Source organism: Enterobacter sp. kpr-6 (assembly GCF_900116015.1).
GTDB lineage: Bacteria > Pseudomonadota > Gammaproteobacteria > Enterobacterales > Enterobacteriaceae > Enterobacter_D.
This window is the reverse complement of the sequence record NZ_FOYH01000004.1, coordinates 16,512-35,337: the sequence shown is the minus strand read 5'-3', so window position 1 is coordinate 35,337 and position 18,826 is coordinate 16,512. Positions and strand designations below refer to the sequence as shown.

The 18,826-nt window shown below is 56.2% G+C and carries 21 protein-coding genes; 9 read left to right on the top strand and 12 right to left on the bottom strand.

What is annotated here, in order from left to right; all coding sequences use genetic code 11:
* Positions 1 to 6: 6 nt before the first annotated feature.
* Positions 7 to 360, bottom strand: coding sequence for a winged helix-turn-helix transcriptional regulator (locus tag BM373_RS11870; protein WP_371261112.1), 354 nt, complete (start codon positions 358 to 360; stop codon positions 7 to 9).
* Positions 361 to 482: 122 nt separating this feature from the next.
* Between BM373_RS11870 and BM373_RS11865 the strand changes: the two genes are divergently transcribed.
* From BM373_RS11865 to BM373_RS11855, 3 genes are all read left to right on the top strand, one after another.
* Positions 483 to 1,331, top strand: coding sequence for an SDR family oxidoreductase (locus BM373_RS11865; RefSeq protein ID WP_090461654.1), 849 nt, complete (start codon positions 483 to 485; stop codon positions 1,329 to 1,331).
* Between the two features lie 81 nt (positions 1,332 to 1,412).
* On the top strand, positions 1,413 to 2,237 hold the full coding sequence (locus tag BM373_RS11860; protein ID WP_090461653.1) for an AraC family transcriptional regulator: 825 nt from the start codon (positions 1,413 to 1,415) through the stop codon (positions 2,235 to 2,237).
* Between the two features lie 73 nt (positions 2,238 to 2,310).
* Positions 2,311 to 3,252, top strand: coding sequence for a DMT family transporter (locus tag BM373_RS11855; protein ID WP_090461652.1), 942 nt, complete (start codon positions 2,311 to 2,313; stop codon positions 3,250 to 3,252).
* A 31-nt stretch (positions 3,253 to 3,283) separates the two neighbouring features.
* Here BM373_RS11855 and BM373_RS11850 read toward each other — a convergent pair whose 3' ends face one another.
* On the bottom strand, positions 3,284 to 4,933 hold the full coding sequence (locus tag BM373_RS11850; RefSeq protein WP_090461651.1) for a methyl-accepting chemotaxis protein: 1,650 nt from the start codon (positions 4,931 to 4,933) through the stop codon (positions 3,284 to 3,286).
* Between the two features lie 259 nt (positions 4,934 to 5,192).
* Between BM373_RS11850 and ytfE the strand changes: the two genes are divergently transcribed.
* Positions 5,193 to 5,855 carry an iron-sulfur cluster repair protein YtfE gene (gene ytfE / locus BM373_RS11845; RefSeq protein ID WP_090461650.1) on the top strand — a complete coding sequence of 221 codons (663 nt, stop codon included), beginning with the start codon at positions 5,193 to 5,195 and terminating at the stop codon, positions 5,853 to 5,855.
* Positions 5,856 to 5,958: 103 nt separating this feature from the next.
* On the opposite strand, the gene cycA is transcribed toward ytfE, so the two are convergent.
* On the bottom strand, positions 5,959 to 7,371 hold the full coding sequence (cycA, locus tag BM373_RS11840) for a D-serine/D-alanine/glycine transporter (RefSeq protein WP_090461649.1): 1,413 nt from the start codon (positions 7,369 to 7,371) through the stop codon (positions 5,959 to 5,961).
* A 315-nt stretch (positions 7,372 to 7,686) separates the two neighbouring features.
* Positions 7,687 to 8,307 (bottom strand): BamJ family beta-barrel-assembly machinery protein, encoded by a 621-nt coding sequence (fklB, locus tag BM373_RS11835; RefSeq protein WP_177220149.1) that lies wholly within the window; start codon positions 8,305 to 8,307, stop codon positions 7,687 to 7,689.
* A gap of 232 nt (positions 8,308 to 8,539) precedes the next feature.
* Here fklB and BM373_RS11830 point away from each other — a divergent pair, with 232 nt between their 5' ends.
* Entirely contained in the window at positions 8,540 to 9,157 is a 618-nt protein-coding gene (locus BM373_RS11830; RefSeq protein ID WP_090461647.1) for a LysM-like peptidoglycan-binding domain-containing protein, read from the top strand.
* Positions 9,158 to 9,196: 39 nt separating this feature from the next.
* Here the strand turns inward: BM373_RS11830 and BM373_RS11825 are convergent, their stop codons facing one another.
* The 5 genes from BM373_RS11825 to rpsF form a co-directional block, all read right to left on the bottom strand.
* Positions 9,197 to 10,126 (bottom strand): DMT family transporter, encoded by a 930-nt coding sequence (locus tag BM373_RS11825; protein ID WP_090461646.1) that lies wholly within the window; start codon positions 10,124 to 10,126, stop codon positions 9,197 to 9,199.
* A gap of 160 nt (positions 10,127 to 10,286) precedes the next feature.
* On the bottom strand, positions 10,287 to 10,736 hold the full coding sequence (rplI, locus tag BM373_RS11820) for a 50S ribosomal protein L9 (RefSeq protein ID WP_090461645.1): 450 nt from the start codon (positions 10,734 to 10,736) through the stop codon (positions 10,287 to 10,289).
* Positions 10,737 to 10,777: 41 nt separating this feature from the next.
* Positions 10,778 to 11,005 carry a 30S ribosomal protein S18 gene (gene rpsR / locus BM373_RS11815; protein WP_000135199.1) on the bottom strand — a complete coding sequence of 76 codons (228 nt, stop codon included), beginning with the start codon at positions 11,003 to 11,005 and terminating at the stop codon, positions 10,778 to 10,780.
* A gap of 4 nt (positions 11,006 to 11,009) precedes the next feature.
* Complete coding sequence (gene priB / locus BM373_RS11810; protein ID WP_090461644.1) at positions 11,010 to 11,324, bottom strand: primosomal replication protein N; 315 nt, start codon at positions 11,322 to 11,324, stop codon at positions 11,010 to 11,012.
* Positions 11,325 to 11,330: 6 nt separating this feature from the next.
* Positions 11,331 to 11,726 carry a 30S ribosomal protein S6 gene (gene rpsF, locus BM373_RS11805; protein WP_090461643.1) on the bottom strand — a complete coding sequence of 132 codons (396 nt, stop codon included), beginning with the start codon at positions 11,724 to 11,726 and terminating at the stop codon, positions 11,331 to 11,333.
* A 344-nt stretch (positions 11,727 to 12,070) separates the two neighbouring features.
* On the opposite strand from rpsF, the gene BM373_RS11800 reads away from it, so the two are divergent.
* Positions 12,071 to 12,346: a YdgH/BhsA/McbA family protein gene (locus BM373_RS11800; protein ID WP_090461642.1), complete on the top strand. Its 276-nt coding sequence runs from the start codon at positions 12,071 to 12,073 to the stop codon at positions 12,344 to 12,346.
* Positions 12,347 to 12,426: 80 nt separating this feature from the next.
* Here the strand turns inward: BM373_RS11800 and yjfP are convergent, their stop codons facing one another.
* Positions 12,427 to 13,146 (bottom strand): esterase, encoded by a 720-nt coding sequence (yjfP, locus tag BM373_RS11795; protein ID WP_090462192.1) that lies wholly within the window; start codon positions 13,144 to 13,146, stop codon positions 12,427 to 12,429.
* Between the two features lie 185 nt (positions 13,147 to 13,331).
* Between yjfP and bsmA the strand changes: the two genes are divergently transcribed.
* From bsmA to BM373_RS11780, 3 genes are all read left to right on the top strand, one after another.
* Positions 13,332 to 13,661, top strand: a complete 330-nt coding sequence (bsmA, locus tag BM373_RS11790; RefSeq protein WP_090461641.1) for a biofilm peroxide resistance protein BsmA — start codon at positions 13,332 to 13,334, stop codon at positions 13,659 to 13,661.
* Positions 13,662 to 13,814: 153 nt separating this feature from the next.
* Entirely contained in the window at positions 13,815 to 14,090 is a 276-nt protein-coding gene (gene yjfN, locus BM373_RS11785; protein WP_090461640.1) for a DUF1471 family protease activator YjfN, read from the top strand.
* Between the two features lie 165 nt (positions 14,091 to 14,255).
* Positions 14,256 to 16,181, top strand: coding sequence for a methyl-accepting chemotaxis protein (locus BM373_RS11780; protein ID WP_090461639.1), 1,926 nt, complete (start codon positions 14,256 to 14,258; stop codon positions 16,179 to 16,181).
* Here the strand turns inward: BM373_RS11780 and BM373_RS11775 are convergent.
* Together BM373_RS11775 and rlmB are read right to left on the bottom strand one after the other, a co-directional pair.
* Complete coding sequence (locus BM373_RS11775) at positions 16,178 to 17,797, bottom strand: isovaleryl-CoA dehydrogenase (RefSeq protein WP_090461638.1); 1,620 nt, start codon at positions 17,795 to 17,797, stop codon at positions 16,178 to 16,180. The two genes, BM373_RS11780 and BM373_RS11775, sit on opposite strands and share 4 nt — an antisense overlap.
* Positions 17,798 to 18,032: 235 nt before the next feature.
* The gene (rlmB, locus tag BM373_RS11770; RefSeq protein WP_090461637.1) at positions 18,033 to 18,764 is read right to left on the bottom strand and encodes a 23S rRNA (guanosine(2251)-2'-O)-methyltransferase RlmB; all 732 of its coding nucleotides are present in this window, start codon (positions 18,762 to 18,764) and stop codon (positions 18,033 to 18,035) included.
* Positions 18,765 to 18,826 lie beyond the last annotated feature (62 nt).

Below are 18,826 nucleotides of genomic sequence, written 5' to 3'. Positions count from 1 at the left end.
CCGGGCTTATGCCGCGCGTCCGTCACGCATCGCCAGCACGTCCGGCAGATTCAGCTCGATCCAGTCTGCCAGCGCCGCCACTTTTTCACTCACCTGCTCACCCAACGGCGTCAGGCTGTACTCCACATGCGGCGGCACAACCGGGTAAGAGACCCGATTCACAAACCCGTCCTGCTCCAGCCACTGCAAAGTTTGCGCGAGCATTTTCTCACTCACTCCGCCCATTTTGCGGCGCAGATCGCTGAACCGGTGCGTGCCGTCGCGCAGCGCCACCAGAATCAGCACGCCCCAGCGACTGGTGACATGCTTAAGCACGTCGCGGGACGGACACTGTTCGGCAAATAAATTGCCGTTACGCATCTGCTCAGTCAGGGTTAATTTCTCATCGGCTGTTTTCATACTTACCTTTGGGTGCGTACTTACTAAAAGTTAGTTAGGGTGCTAGTGTGCCATAACACAACGCAAACCCGAAGGAGTTTCCCATGATCGCGATTACCGGAGCCACCGGCCAGCTTGGCCATTTTGTTATTGAATCCCTGCTCAAAACCGTTCCTGTCAGCCAGATTGTGGCTATCGTGCGTAACCCGGCGAAAGCCGATGCGCTCGCAAGCCTGGGCGTGGTGGTACGCCAGGCGGATTACACCGATGAAGCCGCGTTTACCGCCGCGCTTGCAGGCGTTGAAAAACTGCTGCTGATTTCATCCAGCGAAGTCGGTCAGCGTGCCGCCCAGCACCGCAATGTCATCAATGCCGCCCGTGCCGCAGGCGTCAAATTTATCGCCTACACCAGTCTGCTGCATGCGGATACCTCCCCGCTCGGCCTGCACGCGGAGCACGTCGAAACCGAAAAAATGCTCGCGGATTCCGGCATCCCTTACGCGCTGCTGCGTAACGGCTGGTACAGCGAAAACTATCTTGCCAGCGCACCGGCGGCACTGGCGCACGGCGTGTTTATCGGCGCGGCGGGCGAGGGAAAAATCGCCTCCGCCCCCCGCGCTGATTACGCCGCCGCCGCTGCGCGCGTTATCAGCGAAGAGGGGCACGCGGGCAACGTGTATGAACTCGCGGGTGATTCCGCGTATACGCTGAGTGAACTGGCGGCTGAGCTGGCGAAACAGAGCGGTAAAAATGTGGTGTATCAGAACCTGAGCGAAGCCGATTTTGCCGCCGCGCTTAAAGGCTTTGGTCTGCCGGACGGACTGGCTGACATGCTGGCGGATTCCGACACTGGCGCATCGAAAGGCGGTTTATTTGACGACAGCCGCACCCTCAGCACGCTCATTGGCCGCCCGACCACGCCGATTGCTGAGAGCGTTAAAGCGATCCTTTAAGTGTTACATACTGGTTAATTTTTGTGGCACCCCGGCGGGTCATCCTTAATAATGACCTGATGACCCGCGCGGAGAGTGATTGTGCAAGGCGTACCCGAACAGTTCAGCGATAAGACCGACAGCGCATGCTTTCGCCACCTGGCCCAGGTGCCGGGCGTGGAGCTTTATCATGCGCATATTTCGCGTTACGCCTTTGAACCGCACACACATGAAGCCTTCGGCATCGGCGCGATTGAAGCCGGGGCCGAACGTTTTCGCTATCGCGGCGCGCACCACGTCGCCCCCGCCAACGCCGTTGTCACCATGAATCCCGACGAACTGCATACCGGCGAGGCCGCCACCGCCGACGGCTGGCGCTACCGGATGATTTATCTGCAACCGGAGCGGCTGGAGCAGGTGACGGGCATTCGCGACTGGTGGTTTGCCGATGTCTCACGCCAGGATCCCCTGCGGGCAACGCAAATCTGCCGCCTGATCCATGCGCTCTGGCATACCGACGATCCGCTGGCGCAGAACGGTCATTTGCTCGATCTGATCGAGGCTTTTCAGCCGCTGGCGCGTCATGCGCCTGTCGCCGCCGAAGGTAAGCATCGCTTTGAGCGCGTGCGCGATTACCTGCACGACAACTATATGCAGACCATTACCCTTGACGATCTGGCGGGCGTGGTCGCCCTCAGTCCGTACCATTTTCAGCGCCAGTTTAAAGCGCACTTCCACGTCACTCCGCATCAGATGCTGATGGCGATCCGTTTGTGGCGTGCCAAAGAGTTTCTGACCCAAGGCCTGCCCGCCGCCGACGTCGCGGCGCTGACCGGACTAACCGATCAGTCGCATCTGACGCGCGCCTTTACCCGCCGCTACGGCATTACCCCGGTGCGCTATCAGAAGCAGGTCGCGCGCCGCTAATGCGCAACCTCATACAATATTCTCCGCCCGCCCTGCCCTACACTGCCCGCAACGACGCAATACGGATAAGAAGATGATTAGTGGTGTGCTGTACGCTCTGCTGGCAGGGCTGTTCTGGGGACTTATTTTTGTCGGGCCGCTGATGGTGCCCGATTACCCGGCGATCCTGCAATCGACCGGGCGTTATCTGGCGCTGGGGCTTATCGCCGTGCCGCTGGCGTGGCTGGGGCGCGCGGGATTACGCAAACTCAGCCCTAAAGACTGGCTGACCGCGCTGGCGCTGACCATGATGGGCAACCTTATTTATTACGTCTGTCTCGCCAGCGCTATTCAGCGCACGGGCGCGCCGGTTTCCACCATGATCATCGGCACGCTGCCGGTGGTGTTGCCGGTGCTGGCAAATCTGCTCTACAGCCAGCGCGACGGCAAGCTGCCGTGGCACCGACTGGCTCCCGCGCTGGTGTGTATTCTGATCGGGCTGGTGTGCGTGAATGTTGCTGAACTCCGCCACGGTCTGCCCAATTTTAGCGGCTGGCGTTACGGTTCGGGCATCGCGCTGGCGTTCGTGTCGGTCGGCTGCTGGGCGTGGTACGCGCTGCGTAATGCCCGCTGGCTGCGGGAAAATCCAACGCAGCATCCGATGATGTGGGCGACGGCGCAGGGTCTGGTGACGCTGCCGGTCGCGCTGGCGGGGTATATCGGCGCGTGTCTGTGGCTGCACGGAAAAGCCCCGGCGTTTTCGCTGCCGTTTGGCCCACGGCCTGAGGTGTTTATCACCCTGATGGTGGCAATCGCCGTGCTCTGTTCCTGGGTGGGCGCGCTGTGCTGGAATCTCGCCAGTCAGAAACTACCGACGGTGATTTTAGGGCCGCTGATCGTTTTCGAAACCCTGGCCGGGATGCTGTATACCTTTTTACTGCGCCAGAGTCTGCCTCCGCTGCTGACGGCGACCGGGATTGCGCTGCTGGTGACGGGCGTGGTGATTGCCGTGCGGGTGAAACCGCGCCGGGTGTAACAGCCCGGCACGGTTGTGCCGGGCGCGGGGTTTAGAAGGTTTCCCAGTTCGCGTCGTTCAGCGTCTGGGCAGGTTTTGCGGTGGCGCGAGGAGTCTTAACGCTCGCCGTTTTTCCCGCAGGCGTGCGGTTCATTTTGAATACCGACACGGCGTCATTCAGACGGCCAGCCTGTTCTTCCAGGGCGGCTGCCGCTGCCGCAGATTCTTCCACCAGCGAGGCGTTTTGCTGGGTCACGCGATCCATCTCCGCGACCGCCTGGCCGACCTGATCGATACCGCGGCTTTGCTCATCGGAGGCCGAGGCAATCTCACCCATGATGTCAGTCACGCGGGTCACCGCATTGACGATTTCTGCCATGGTTTCCCCGGCTTCGTTCACCAGTGCAGAACCGGCTTCGACGCGGCTCCCGGAATCATCAATCAGCGCTTTGATCTCTTTGGCTGCCTGCGCGCTGCGACTCGCCAGGGTGCGGACTTCGCCCGCTACCACCGCAAATCCGCGCCCCTGCTCGCCCGCACGCGCCGCTTCAACCGCCGCGTTCAGCGCCAGGATATTGGTCTGGAAGGCAATACCGTCGATCACGTTGGTGATCTGGGCGATTTTGCTGGAGCTGGTGGCGATTTCGTCCATGGTGCGCACCACGCCATCCACTACCGCTCCGCCTTTCTGCGCGGTTTCGGAGGCATTTTTCGCCAGTTGCGTCGCCTGACGCGCGTTGTCGGCGTTTTGTTTCACCGTCGCGGTTAATTGCTCCATGCTGGCGGCGGTTTCTTCCAGTGAGGCGGCCTGCTGCTCGGTACGCGAGGAGAGATCGTTGCTGCCCACGGAGATTTCACCCGCGCCGGTAAAGATGGTGTCCGCGCCATCGCGCACGACGCTAACGGTGTTGACCAGCGCCTGCTGCATTTCGCGCACGTTATGCGCCAGCAGGGCCATTTCGTTTTTACCTTCCGCGTCGATCTCATGGGTCAGATCGCCTGCGGCAATGTGACGGATGTGGTTCATCACCTCGTGCAGCGGTTTGAGCAGCACGCGCTGCATGGCGCTCCAGCTTGCCACGATCACGACCACCACGATGACCATCATCGCACCCAGGATCCACAGAATGCGCAGGTAGTCGCTTTCGTTATCGGCAATACCACGGCTGGCAAGCAGCGCCTGCGCTTCACGCCAGTCATGATAGATGGCCTGCATCGCAACCTGCTTTTGTTCGGCGTTTTGCTTAAACATGGCTTCAAGCTCGCCCGCCGCTAACAGTCGGTTCATTTCAGCCAGGGTGGCGGAGTAGATGCCGTACTGCTTTTCCAGCTCGGAAGCCAGACGGGGATCCAGTCCCGGCGTTTCGGGCAGGGCGTTGTACTTATCGAAATGGCTCTGTGCGTCACTGAGCAGATTGTTAGCGTTCTTCACCAGATCGCTGAGCTGCCCGCCGTTAATCTGGCTCGCCGCGCTGCTTTGCAGACGCAACATGCCCCGGTTAAGGGTCACGCGCGCCTGATTGAGGCTAATCCAGGCGTCAGTAAATTCCGCCACGTTCTGGCTGGATAACTGTGAAACCGTAAAGTTGGATTTGTCATTGTTCAGGGCGCTGATAAAGATACCCGCTGAGATCAGCTGCATTACGCCGAACACTAACAACACTATGATTAATAAGGTTATAACTTTTATACGTTTAAACATTGAAAACCTTTTGTAAGCCGCAGGATATTGTCTGAATGAAGCTTTATCGGCAGGTTTTAACGCTTGTTTAACGAAGTAATCGCAAGAAAGAAACGATTTTGTGACTTTTGCAAGAGGATCAAGGCGTTAGGGACAGGATTTTTTTGTGACGCAGACCACAAAATTCAACGGAATCAGGCTTTGCCTCAAAAGGGTTATATCTTCGCCTTAAAGATGCATTTAAAATGCAATTTATATTCTGACTAACGAGGTAACGGCCATGGCCTTTCGCGATCAACCTTTAGGTGAACTTGCCCTTTCCATTCCACGCGCGTCCGCGCTGTTCCGCCAGTACGACATGGATTACTGCTGCGGTGGTAAACAAACGCTGGAACGAGCGGCGGCACGCAAGGAAATTGACGTGGCGGTGATTGAAGCTCAACTGGCAGAACTGGCTACGCAGCCGGTGGAAAAAGACTGGCGCGCCGCACCGCTGGGCGACATCATCGATCACATTATCGTGCGCTACCATGACCGTCACCGCGAGCAGTTACCGGAACTGATCCTGCAGGCCACGAAAGTGGAACGCGTTCACGCGGATAAACCCAACGTCCCGCGCGGCCTGGCCAAATACCTGACCATGCTGCATGAAGAACTTTCCAGTCATATGATGAAAGAGGAGCAGATCCTGTTCCCGATGATCAAACAGGGCATGGGCAGCCATGCGGCGGGGCCAATTAATGTGATGGAAAGCGAGCACGACGATGCGGGCGAACTGCTGGAGGTGATTAAGCACACCACCAATAATGTGACGCCGCCGCCGGAAGCCTGCACGACGTGGAAAGCGATGTACAACGGGATTAATGAGCTGATTGATGATCTGATGGAGCATATCAGCCTTGAGAACAATGTGCTGTTCCCACGGGCGCTGGCGGGGGAGTAGTTTTCACCCTCACCCCGGCCCTCTCCCTGAGGGAGAGGGAGGTTTCGATTCCGTGCCCGCTCTGTCCCCTCTCCCCAGGGGAGAGGGTTAGGGTGAGGGGTAGTTATTTACGCATTGCCGCGATGCGCTTCCTGCCTACCAGCAGCCAGAACACACCGAGCACCACAAACCACAGCGGCGTGACGATCAGCGCCTGACGGGTATCGCTCTCCAGCGTCAGCAGCACCAGCACAAACGCAAAGAACGCCATACATACCCAGCACATCACCTTGCCGAGCGGCATTTTATAAATCGACTTCTCATGCAGTTCCGGGCGCTGTTTGCGGTACACCAGGTACGAGCACAGAATAATCGTCCAGACGAACATAAACAGGATCGCCGAGACGGTGGTGATCATGGTGAACGCGGCAATCACGCTCGGGTTCACGAACAGGATCACCACACCGCCGAGCAGACAAATGCAGGAGAACGTCAGGCCCGTTGCCGGCACCGCGCGTTTTGACAGCTTACCGAAACTTTTCGGCGCAACGCCATCCTGTGCCAGACCAAACAGCATACGGCTGGTTGAGAACACGCCGCTGTTCGCCGACGATGCGGCAGAGGTCAGCACCACAAAGTTGATAATGCTCGCCGCCGCCGGTAAACCGACCAGCACAAACAGCTCAACGAACGGGCTCTTATCCGGAACCACGGAACTCCACGGCGTCACCGACATAATCACAATCAGTGCGAACACGTAGAACATGATGATGCGGATGGGAATCGAATTGATCGCACGCGGCAGGGATTTCTCCGGATCTTTGGTTTCTGCCGCCGTGGTCCCCACCAGTTCGATGCCCACAAAAGCAAACACCGCAATCTGGAAGCCTGCGAAGAAGCCGCTGATGCCTTTCGGGAACCAGCCGCCGTCATTCCACAGATGAGCGAAAGAGGCTTCCACGCCCGACGGGGAGGTAAAATGCGTCAGGACCATCACCAGGCCGACGATAACCAGCGCCACAATCGCGACAATCTTGATCATCGCAAACCAGAATTCCATCTCGCCGAACATTTTTACCGTCGCCAGATTCAGGCTCAGCAGCAACAAAATGACCGCCAGCGAAGCGACCCAGTCTGAGAGACCGGGGAACCAGAATTGTGCGTACGCGGTGATCGCCACCACATCTGCCATGCCGGTGACCACCCAGCAAAACCAGTACGTCCAGCCGGTAAAATAGCCCGCCCACGGCCCGAGCAGGTCGGCGGCAAAGTCGCTGAACGATTTATATTCCAGATTTGAGAGCAGCAGCTCGCCCATGGCGCGCATAACGAAAAACAGCATAAAACCGATGATCATATAAACGAAAATGATCGACGGTCCGGCGAGGCTGATGGTTTTACCCGATCCCATAAACAGCCCGGTGCCGATAGCACCGCCGATGGCGATAAGCTGAATATGACGGTTAGTGAGATTACGCCGTAGAGATTGCTCAGCCGGTGCCTGTTCGTCGGCAACGACTTTTACCTGATCTACCATGTGATTTATTCCTGTACCTGTCTGTGTTGTTGAGGCTCTTCTGGCCTTTCATTACGTCACTACGTGACAATGCCTTGATTTTTGACTCATCGATAGTAGGTAAGAATCGGTGGGATGAATACGTCGAATTCGGGGTAATGTTAAATTTATGTTTAAAGTGAGTGTTATATCACTCAGCTTCTGCGAACAGGCTCACAAAAATACACTCAATCAATGCATTTGCAAGATTAAACACCAGGATTGCGCAAAAGAATGGAGGATGTGCTGTTTTGTGACTTCCTCTCCCCAGGCAGGGAGAGGAATCGTTCAACGGAATTACAGGATTTCCAGCAATTCCACTTCAAACACCAGGGTGCTGAACGGCGGAATGGATGCACCTGCACCGCGCTCGCCGTAAGCGAGATTTTGCGGAATGGTCAGTTCCCATTTGGAACCCACCGGCATCAGGGTCAGCGCTTCGATCCAGCCTGCGATAACGCCGTTGACCGGGAATTCAGCCGGTTCGCCGCGCGCGACGGAGCTGTCAAACACGGTGCCGTCGATCAGTTTACCGGTATAGTGCACGCGCACACGGTCAGTACGCGCCGGGATTGCGCCCTCGCCCTGCTTCAGGACGCGGAACTGTAAGCCCGTTTCGGTGCTGTTCACACCCTCTTTCTCGCGGTTTTCTTCGAGATACTGGGTGCCTTCCGCAGCCATTGATTCAAAGCGCTCGCGACGTACTGCATCAGCGCGTTCGTGGATTTCACGCAGCGCGCGGTGAACCACATCAACCGGTACCGCAGGCTGTTTGCCCGCCAGCGCATCGGCAATGCCTGCTACCAGCGCGTCCGGTAACAGTCCCTGGAGGCCAGACTCGCTCAGCTGCTGGCCTACCTGCAAGCCAATACCGTAACTTGCCTGCGCTTCGATAGTGTCAAAAGTCGGGGTTGTCATGGGTTTTCCTTTCATCCTGTTTAATGTAGCGGGCAGCATAACAGTCACGCTGCGACGGGTAAAACTTTGTCGCCGCGATTGATGACAAATCGCAGGGAAAACGAAACAATAGAGAGGTTAAGATTATTCCCGATCTGATGTCACGAAAGTCGGCTTTGCTACGCTCATCAGGCAGTTAGCCATCTATACTCAATGGCACAGGAAAATAACGACGCGGAGCAGGAGGAAAGCCATGCCCGGGCGATTTGCACTGAAACCTACCCTGGCGAAAATCTGGCACGCACCGGACAATTTTCGCCTTATGGACCCGCTTCCGCCGATGCATCGTCGCGGTATTATTCTTGCGGCCGCGCTGGTCGTCGTTGGCATCCTGCTTCCCACGCCCGACGGGAACGACGCGCTGCCTGCTCAGCGCGATGCGCAAATCGACCTGCCAACCCAGTCATCCCCTCAGCCTCAACCGGTGGAACAGCCGCCGCTGGTCAGTGAACCGGCGCAATCTTTGCCGCAAAATCCTGAACCGCAGATGGAAGAGGAGCCGGTAACGCAGGAGGCCGCACCGCTACAGGAGCCGGTGGGTATTGAACAGCAGTGGCGCACGTACCGCATTGAGTCCGGCAAAACGCTGGCGCAGTTATTCCGCGACCATAATCTGCCGCCTACCGACGTCTATGCGATGGCGCAGGTCGAGGGCAGCGGTAAGCCGTTGAGCAGTCTGCAAACCGGGCAAATCGTGAAGATCCGCCAGAACGCCAGCGGCGTGGTGACGGGCCTGACTATTGAAGGTGAAGGTAATCAGCAGGTGCTCTTTACCCGCCAGCCGGACGGCAGTTTTATTCGCGCGCAATAAATGTTACGCCGGGTCGCTAATCGCTGGCCCGGCGTTTTATCAGGCAGTACGCTTGTTGACCCACCAGATCCCCGAACACACCAGCACCAGCGCAATGGCGTATTTGATGTCGAGAATATTTTCCCCAAGGAAAATCGCCGAAAGCACCGTCCCGGCGACCGGGATCACGAAGTTAAACGGCGCAATCATACTCACGCGGTTGTATTTCAGCAGCACGCTCCACAGGGCGAAAGCGATGGATGAGAGCAGCGTCAGATATCCCAGAATCGCCACTGCCGTGGCGCTGTGTACCACCAGCGTTCCGCCCGTCAGATAGCCCCCTACCACCAGCACGCCGCCGCCAAAGGCCAGTTGCCAGCCGGTCATGACCGTCGGGTCCACCGTCTGCGAAATGCGTTTGCCGTAAAGCGTGGCCGCCGACAGGATAAACGCCGCCAGCACCACAAAGCCGTCGCCCATCCAGACGAAACTGACGTCCATCAGCGAGTGGTTAATGTTGACCAGCATCACCCCGGCAAATCCCAGTACGCAGCCGATAGTTTTGTTGTAGCTCAGCTTGTCGTTCTGATAGATGAAGTGGGCCAGCAGGACGCTGAAAAAGGTTCCGGTGGCGTTCATGATCGAGCCTTTCACACCGGTGGTAAACGCGAGGCCAATATAGAAAAAAGCATACTGAACAGAGGTTTGCGTCAGTCCTAAAAAGGCCAGTTGTCCATACTGCCGGGGGCTGAATCGCGCGATGGGTTTACGCTGCGCCATGGCAAACAGCAGCAGCAAAAGACCGGCAAACAGGAAGCGGTACCCGGCAAAGACAATTTTTGAAGGGATGTCATCGGTGGCGATTTCAAAAATTTCATAACCATTTTTGATCGCGGGGTAAGAGCTTCCCCACAGCAGGCAGCACAGGGTCGCGCAGGCGTAAGCAACTTTTTTACGGGCAAAAATCGTTGCCGGATTAGCAGTTTCCATTCCTTCCACCGATGTTGAAATAACGTTTTATTTTATTATCAGTGAATCAGAAATGAATATCTATCCTGTGAGGACTGAAGTGAGACGTGGGGGCGGCATAAAAAGCAAAACGCCGACACGAGGTCGGCGTTTTGTGTGTTATCAGTACGACAGTTGCAGATTACTCAGCAACCACGTTGATGATAACTTTAGCGAACACTTCGCTGTGAACCTGGAAGTTCACTTCGTGCTCACCAGTGGTACGCAGAACGCCGTTCGGCAGACGAACTTCGCTCTTAGCCACGTCAACGCCAGCTGCAGTTACAGCGTCAGCGATGTCGCGAGTACCGATGGAACCGAACAGTTTACCTTCGTCGCCAGCTTTAGACGCGAGGTTAACAGTGCCCAGTGCGTTGATTTTCTCAGCGCGAGCATTAGCTGCTGCCAGAACGTCAGCCAGTTTGGCTTCCAGTTCAGCACGGCGAGCTTCGAAGAATTCAACGTTTTTCTTGGTAGCAGGAACAGCTTTACCCTGCGGTACCAGGAAGTTACGAGCATAACCCGCTTTAACGTTAACCTGATCACCCAGGCTACCCAGGTTTGCTACTTTATCAAGCAGAATAACTTGCATTACCTTATCCTCTCAAAGTCGTATTAATGGACCGTGACCGATTACTGATGACGATCAGTGTACGGCAGCAGGGACAGGTAGCGAGCGCGTTTGATAGCGCGGGCCAGCTGACGCTGATATTTTGCACGGGTACCGGTGATACGGCTTGGGACAATCTTACCGCTTTCGGTGATGTAGTTTTTCAGCGTTGCGATATCTTTATAGTCGATCTCTTGAACGCCTTCCGCGGTGAAACGGCAGAACTTGCGACGACGGAAATAACGTGCCATTTGGCTAGTCTCCAGAATCTATCAATTCAATCTGCTCGGCATGCAGTACCATTTTACTCAGTCCGTTCTTTGCCTTATGGCAACTGATGAACCCCTGAACAATGACTGCGCTACCGACCGTTATACTGTGAGTAATGGCCTGATTCTCATGCCCGCTGATTATTACAGGCATTTGACACCACGCCTGCCGGTGAAAACCGGCCTCCTCCTGCACAGAACGATGCTCAAGCACGAACTGGCAATGAGGAATTCCTGAGGGACTGACCTTTCGAAGGGGATTCCTGCACACGGTGCCGGATAACGCCAGACGGTTGGTCATCAGAAATTACTCTTCAGAATCCCCAGCATCTTCAGCATCTGCGGTTTCGTTAGCGAAATCATCGCGACGCTCACGGCGCTCGTCTTTCGCTTTAACCATCGGAGATGCTTCGGTAACCGCGTTTTTAGTACGCATTACCATGCTACGGATAACGGCGTCGTTGAAGCGGAAGTTTGTTTCCAGCTCATCGATAACTTCCTGCGGCGCTTCAACGTTCAGCAGAACGTAGTGTGCTTTGTGCAGTTTGTTGATCGGGTAAGCCAGCTGACGGCGGCCCCAGTCTTCCAGACGGTGGATCGTACCTTCTGCTGCAGTGATTGCACCAGTGTAACGCTCGATCATGCCCGGAACCTGTTCGCTTTGGTCAGGATGGACCATAAAAACGATTTCGTAATGACGCATCGAATTGCTCCTTACGGATTATTCAGCCTCCTGTCAGGGTCAGCCGCGGCCCATGGAAGCAAGGAACGTGTTTGAAAGGCGGCTGAAAAATTGACGCGTAATCATACTTGCGACGCCTGCCGAACTCAAGCGCGTTGTATAAATAATTCGCACGAAGCGTAAAGCCAGGCTCAGTCAGTGGCTTAAAATTAAGCAAAACGCATTACAGCATTTTTTTGAACAACTGCATCAGAAATGGTCGCGGTAACTCCTGGGGCCTGCGATTACACTTAGATAACACTCTTTTAACCGGGAGGAATTGCTTTCAAAAGGTAACGTCATTAGCAGTTTCGGAGCGTAACACCATGAAAACCATCGCATTCTCATTCCTTGCCGCGTTATTGCTGAGCGCGAACGTGACGGCAGCAGTTAATATCGACGACCAGGTAACCCGAAATATGGATGATGTGCACAGTCTGGGCGTAATTTATATCAATCATAATCTCGCCACTGAAAGCGAAGCACATCAGGCCCTTCAAGACGAAGCAGACGCACACGGCGCAACGTCCTGGCATGAAATACTCATTCATGAGCCGGGAAGCAACGGTAATATTCACGCCAGCGCGGCGATCTACCGCTAGCAGCAGATTTACCACAACGAAAATATTGCCATAGTCATTCGCCCCCACCTCCGGGGGCTTTTTTTGCCTTTAGATTGCGCTTACAGATGCGCGCAAAAAAAGCGTACCGTGGCCTCAAGCGCGGTCGGCGTGATGCGGTGCTTCACGCCTTCATCGAGAAGGCAGGTTAATTGCGCGTCCAGCCCCGCCTGACGCAGCGCCTGCGCCAGACGTTGTGTTTGCGCGGCGGGCACCACGTCGTCGGCAATGCCATGCCATAGTAGCAATGGTCTGTCGGTCAGACGGTCTAACTGATGCGTGACATCCCAGTCTTTGAGCGGCGCTATCGCCTGCGGATCAGCGGGAGGGAAAAGCGTATCGGCGAGGGTCGTGAAATAGCCCGATCCCATCAGGCTTGCCACGCAGGTGATTTCCGTGTGCTGCGTCATCAGTCCCAGCGCGGTCATGCCCCCCATTGACGCGCCACCCACCGCCAGCCGGTCATCGGCAATCAAACCGTCTGCGTAGAGCGCGGCCTTAATCGCGTCGAATTCAACAAAATTGGTATGCAAAATTTGCCAGAACTGCGTGAGCCGGTGAGCTTCATCGCCATCAAAACGCGCACCGTGATCGCGGGCATCCGGCATCACCACGCGGAATCCCGCCTGTGCCAGCGCCACAGCGAAATAGCTGTAAACCAGCTTTGATGATGTGAACCCGTGGTAAAACAGCACCGTGGGCAGCGCGCGATCCTGGCTGCCCGCGGGTGTTGCATGCAGAGTTTCAATGCCGGCGACGTGGCGAATGCCAAGTTCAATCATGGTCATCTCCAGACTTTTTTTAAGATATGCCATGCAGTGAAACCTGGCGCAAGCGTGAATCTACGGTTTTAATCCATAATGTTGAGATGTCCATTACGCTTTCAGGTGATTTTCATTCGAAAATCACGTCACAGCTAACAAATCGGGAACATTCCCCCAAAGGGAAATTTCTGGAGGGCTACACTATGGCTATCAGGAAACGAGAAAATACCATGCGTTTATTTGTTCCGGTCATGCTGGCACTTGTGCTTAGCGGTTGTAGCGCACTTCAGGGTACGCCTAAGCCACCGCCGCCGGTCACCAGCGAGCCACAAGAAATCAGTCGTGATCAGACGCAAGGATTGCAAAAAATGGGAACAATTAGCGCGATGGTCCATGGTTCACCCATGGATGCGGAGGCGGAAATTAAAGCCAAAGCCACCGCAGCAAAAGCAGATTATTACGTCATCATCCTTAATGACGATACCGTCTTTACCGGCCAGTGGTATTCGCAGGCCATCTTATATCGTCAATAAATAAGCGTTGATTTTTAAAGTAAATTTACACTGCTTTGCGTCCGTAGACGTATTCCTGTGCAGAATGAACTCAATGCCAGCGGCAAGGGAATGAGTTTAAGCGCGATGGACTGCCCTGACCTTATCCAGGGTAACGTTAAATGGAGCTGACAAATGAAACGATCACTTGCCTTAACCTCACTGTTACTTTCCGTTGGTTTAGTGAGTACCACAGCGCAATCTGCGGAGTTCGCCAGCGCGGACTGCGTGACAGGCCTCAATGAAATTGGCCTGATTTCAGTCAGTAATATTTGCGGCAGTGCACAGGATGTTGAACGCGTTATCGCTCTGAAGGCAGATGAACGGGGAGCCTCCTGGTATCGCATTATTAAGATGCAGGAAAACCAGCATGCCGATCACTGGCGCGTGCAAGCCATTATTTACGCATAAGATTTTTTGAAGCCACCCTATCTGGTGGCTTTTTCATGTTAATTTTTAATTACCACATTGTTATTAAGACAATATATTCTGGTAACATTTGGTTACACAGATCGCCTAAATGTTAGCGGGTAACTGCCGTTGAACGAGCCATACCTCTCGATTCACGGATAATTTATGACCGCATTTTTTCGCCGTACTGGGCTTGGCACTAAACTTTCGCTACTGACAGGCGTAAGCGTTGCCGTCCTGTTCCTGTTATTTACGTTTCTGATGAGTCATAAAGCCAGCCAGCAACTGGAAGCGCTGGCGGTCGAAGATCTGCATAGCCAGTCCACGGGCATGGTGGATATGGTAGAAATGTTTAACACCAGCCTGAGCGAAGAAGTGCAAAGCTACACGACGCTGTTCGGAAGTTTTATTCCGCAACCCATGAGCGTCGATCCCACGCAAATCCGCACTATTAACGGCCTTAACGTTCCGCTGCTTAAGGGCGGCGATACCGAACTGCATGAAAATAACAGCGCCCCGGATGATTTTCTGAATCGTACTGGCGCGATTGCGACCCTGTTTGTGCGCAACGGCGATGATTTCATTCGCGTGGCAACCTCGCTGCGTAAAGAGAACGGCGAGCGCGCCATCGGCACCCAACTGGATAAAGCCAGCCCGGCGATGGCCCCCGTTCTGCGCGGTGAGGCGTATCGCGGCCTGGCCCTGCTGTTCGGTAAACGCTACATCACCCAGTATCAGCCGGTAAAAGATGCCAGCGGTAACACCATTGCCATTCTGTTTGTCGGCGTGGATATCACCCGTTCCTGGAACGTGATGCGCGAGAAAATTCTCTCCCGCAAACTGGGTGAAAGCGGCCATTTCTATGTGCTGGATAACAACCCTGGCAAGAATTACGGCAATTATCTGTTCCACCCGCGTGAAGAAGGCCAGCGCCCGCAGTGGGATGACGCCACGCAGAAAGCGATGCAGACGACGCCATCCGGCACGCTGGAGCGCACCGATGCCGAAGGCCGCACGCTGAAAATGTCGTGGACCACGCTGCCAGGCTGGAACTGGACAATCGTTGGCGAGGTGGATAAAGCGGTACTGCTGCGCGATGTGACCACCCTGCGCAATCAGTTTTTGCTGGCGGGCGCAGTGATCTCCCTGCTCTTTGCCGCCCTGTACGTGGTGATTATTCGCCGCTGGCTGACGCGTCCGCTGCGCGATGTAACCGGGCTGGCGCAACGCTACGCTGCCGGGGACTTACGCGCCACGCTGGATACCCGTCGTCATGATGAAGTGGGCCAGCTAATCACTGCGATCAACGGCATCGGCCACGGTTTGCAAACCATGGTCAGACAGGTGCGCGAAGCTGCGGGCGAAATCAATGAAGGCACCAATGCACTGGCGGCAGACAGCGGCGAAATCAGCGAGCAAATCAATAAGCAGGCCAGCAGCGTGGAGGAAACCTCCGCCAGCATGGAGCAGCTCGCCGCCACCGTGCAGCAAACCGCTGACAACATGGAGCAAACGCAGCATCTGGTGAAAGAAACCTCCCAGGCGGTGCAGAAAGGCGGGCAAACTGTCGGCTATGCGGTTGCCACCATGAACGATATTCGCGACGCATCGCAACGTATCGCCGACATTACACACGTTATCGAGTCAATTGCCTTTCAGACCAATATCCTGGCGCTGAACGCCGCCGTGGAAGCGGCCCGCGCGGGCGAGCATGGTAAAGGCTTTGCCGTCGTCGCCCAGGAAGTGCGTGCGCTGGCGGCCCGCAGTGGCAATGCGGTGAAAGAGATCGAGGGGCTGATCAACGACACCCTGAGCAAAGTCACCGAAGGCCACGCGCTGTCGGAGCAAACGCAACAGGCGATGGGCTCAATCATCGATCATATGCGCGATATCAATCAGTTAGTGACCGAAATTAACCATGCGTCACATGAGCAATCCGCCGGAATTGGCCAGGTGAATATCGCCATGACGCACATTGGCGAAGCTACCCACGTTAACGCCGGACGGGTTTCACGCAGCGAAGCCACGGCGCGCACGCTGCGTGAGAAAGGCAACCACCTGAACGAACTGGTCAGCCTGTTCCGCCTTTAACCCACCCCGCCCGTGGCGCGCAGCAGCAGGTCGTTTTGCACCTGCTTATCAATCAGCGAGCCGCCACGGGTATCCAGCATCATTTGACACCAGGCCTGGGCCAGCGGCGGAGACGCGTGGCGCAGCATCTGCCTGCCTGAGGCCAGCAGATAAAGTTGCTGCACCAACTCGCGGGCCTGCGCCTCCTGAGGCTTATACAGACGCGGCTGCAACTGCCGCCAGGCGCGATCAAAATGCCGATCCTGCCCCTTCACTTCCCCAAACGCCGCCAGCAATAAATCCATTGCACCGTGCTGTTTTGCCAGCACCCGCAGCACGTCGAGGCACATGATATTGCCTGAGCCTTCCCAGATACTGTTGACCGGCATTTCGCGGTACAGGCGCGGCAGTTCGCTCTCTTCGCAATAGCCGATCCCGCCGAGCACTTCCATCGCTTCCGCCACAAAGGGGATGCCTGCCTTGCAGATGCTGAATTTTGCGACAGGTGTGAACAGCCGCGCCCACAGCGCCGCCTGCTCGCTGGCGCGCTTATCCCACGCGCCCGCCAGTTGAAACAGAAAGGCGGCTTGTCCTTCAAGCTGAAGGGCCATCCGGCTGAGCACTTCACGCATCAGAGGCTGATCGACCAGATTTTTGCCGAACGCCTGCCGCTGATGGGCGTGATAGAGCGCCACGGAAAAGGCGCGGCGCATCAGGCCGTGGCTGCCAAGGGCGCAGTCCACGCGCGTCAGACCACCCATTTTGAGGATCTGCCGCACGCCGTCGCCCTCCTCCCCCAGCAGCCAGCCGGTCGCATCGAAAAATTCCGCTTCGCTACTGGCGTTGGAACGGTTGCCCAGTTTGTCTTTCAGGCGCTCCAGACGCACCGCGTTGCGCATCCCGTCAGGTAAAAATCGCGGCACGAAAAAGCATGACAGGCCGCCTTTGGCCTGAGCCAGTACCAGATGCGCATCGCTTTGCGGCACCGAGAAAAACCATTTGTGCCCCACCAGCCGGTAAACGTCACCGCTTTTTTCAGCCTTTGTCGTGTTACTGAGCACGTCGGAACCGCCCTGCTTTTCGGTCATCCCCATGCCGATCAGCAGTCCGCGCTTTTGTGCGCCGGGTGCCAGATGCGGATCATAGCGGTCACTCATCAGCGGTTTTAACCAGTCGTGAAAGGGTGTCGGCAAGGATTGTTGCAGCAGGGGCGTGGCGGCAAAGGTCATGGTGACCGGGCAAAGCGTGCCCGCTTCCACCTGTGCATGAAGTACAAAGCGCGCGGCACGGGCAACGAACGATCCTAACCGCGCGTCATCTTCCCAGGCCAGATTATGCACCCGGTTGGCGCACAGCCCCTGCATCAGCAGATGCCAGGCCGGATGAAAGCGCACATCGTCCAGCCGCTCACCGGTGGCGTCATAGCGCAACAGTTCGGGCGGATTACTGTTCGCCAGCCTGCCGAGTTCAAGGGATTCTGCCGTGCCAAGCTGTTGCCCGATGCTGGCGAGCAGTTCCACGTCCCAGCCTGCGCCTTCGCGGATCACCGCGTCGTGCAGCGCCTGGTCTGAGAGAAAGAGATTGCTGTTGTGAAGCGGAATGGGTTGGTTAAACACGGTGTGGGTGTGCCAGTGCATGTTGCGTCCCTCCTTCAATGGCATTGCCAGTAAGTATGGACAGCGAAGGGTGACTGGCGCGTTGGGGGGATCACAAAATGGGAAGAGAACACCCTCACCCCGGCCCTCTCCCTGAGGGAGAGGGAGGGCAAGTCCGCGCCCGGGCTATTCCCTCTCCCTGAGGGAGAGTCAGACTCATGCTCGGGCTATTCCCTCTCCCTCAGGGAGAGGGTTAGGGTGAACTTAACCAGAAAAACTAACCGCGCTGGCGCACGGCCTCAAACAAACAAATCCCGGTTGCCACCGACACGTTCAGCGAGGACACACTGCCCGCCATCGGGATGCTGATCAGTTCGTCGCAGTGCTCGCGGGTCAGACGACGCATCCCTTCGCCTTCGGCCCCCATCACCAGCGCCATTGAACCGGTCATTTTGCTCTGGAACAGCGTGTGATCCGCTTCGCCTGCGGTGCCGACGATCCAGATGTTCTCTTCCTGCAACAGACGCATGGTGCGCGCCAGGTTGGTGACGCGGATCAGCGGCACGTTTTCTGCCGCGCCGCAGGCGACTTTTTTCGCCGTGGCGTTAAGCTGGGCCGATTTGTCTTTCGGCACGATCACCGCATGCACACCCGCGGCATCGGCGCTGCGCAGGCAGGCACCGAGGTTGTGCGGATCGGTCACACCATCGAGGATCAAAAAGAACGGTTTATCGAGGCTTGCGATCAGATCCGGCAGATCGTTTTCCTGATACTGACGACCCGGCTTCACGCGGGCGATGATCCCCTGGTGCACCGCGCCTTCGCTCTTTTCGTCCAGATATTGACGGGACGCCACCTGTACCGGCACGCCCTGGGCTTCCAGCGCATGGATAAGCGGCATCAAACGTTTGTCTTCACGACCTTTCAGAATAAAAACTTCCTGAAAGCGCTCAGGAGCGCGTTCCAGCAGTGCCTGCACCGCGTGGATGCCGTAAATCATTTCACTCATTAATGTACTCGTTATTAAGCTGTTAGCAGTTACCCTCACGCCATCCGCTGGAATGAGGGGGA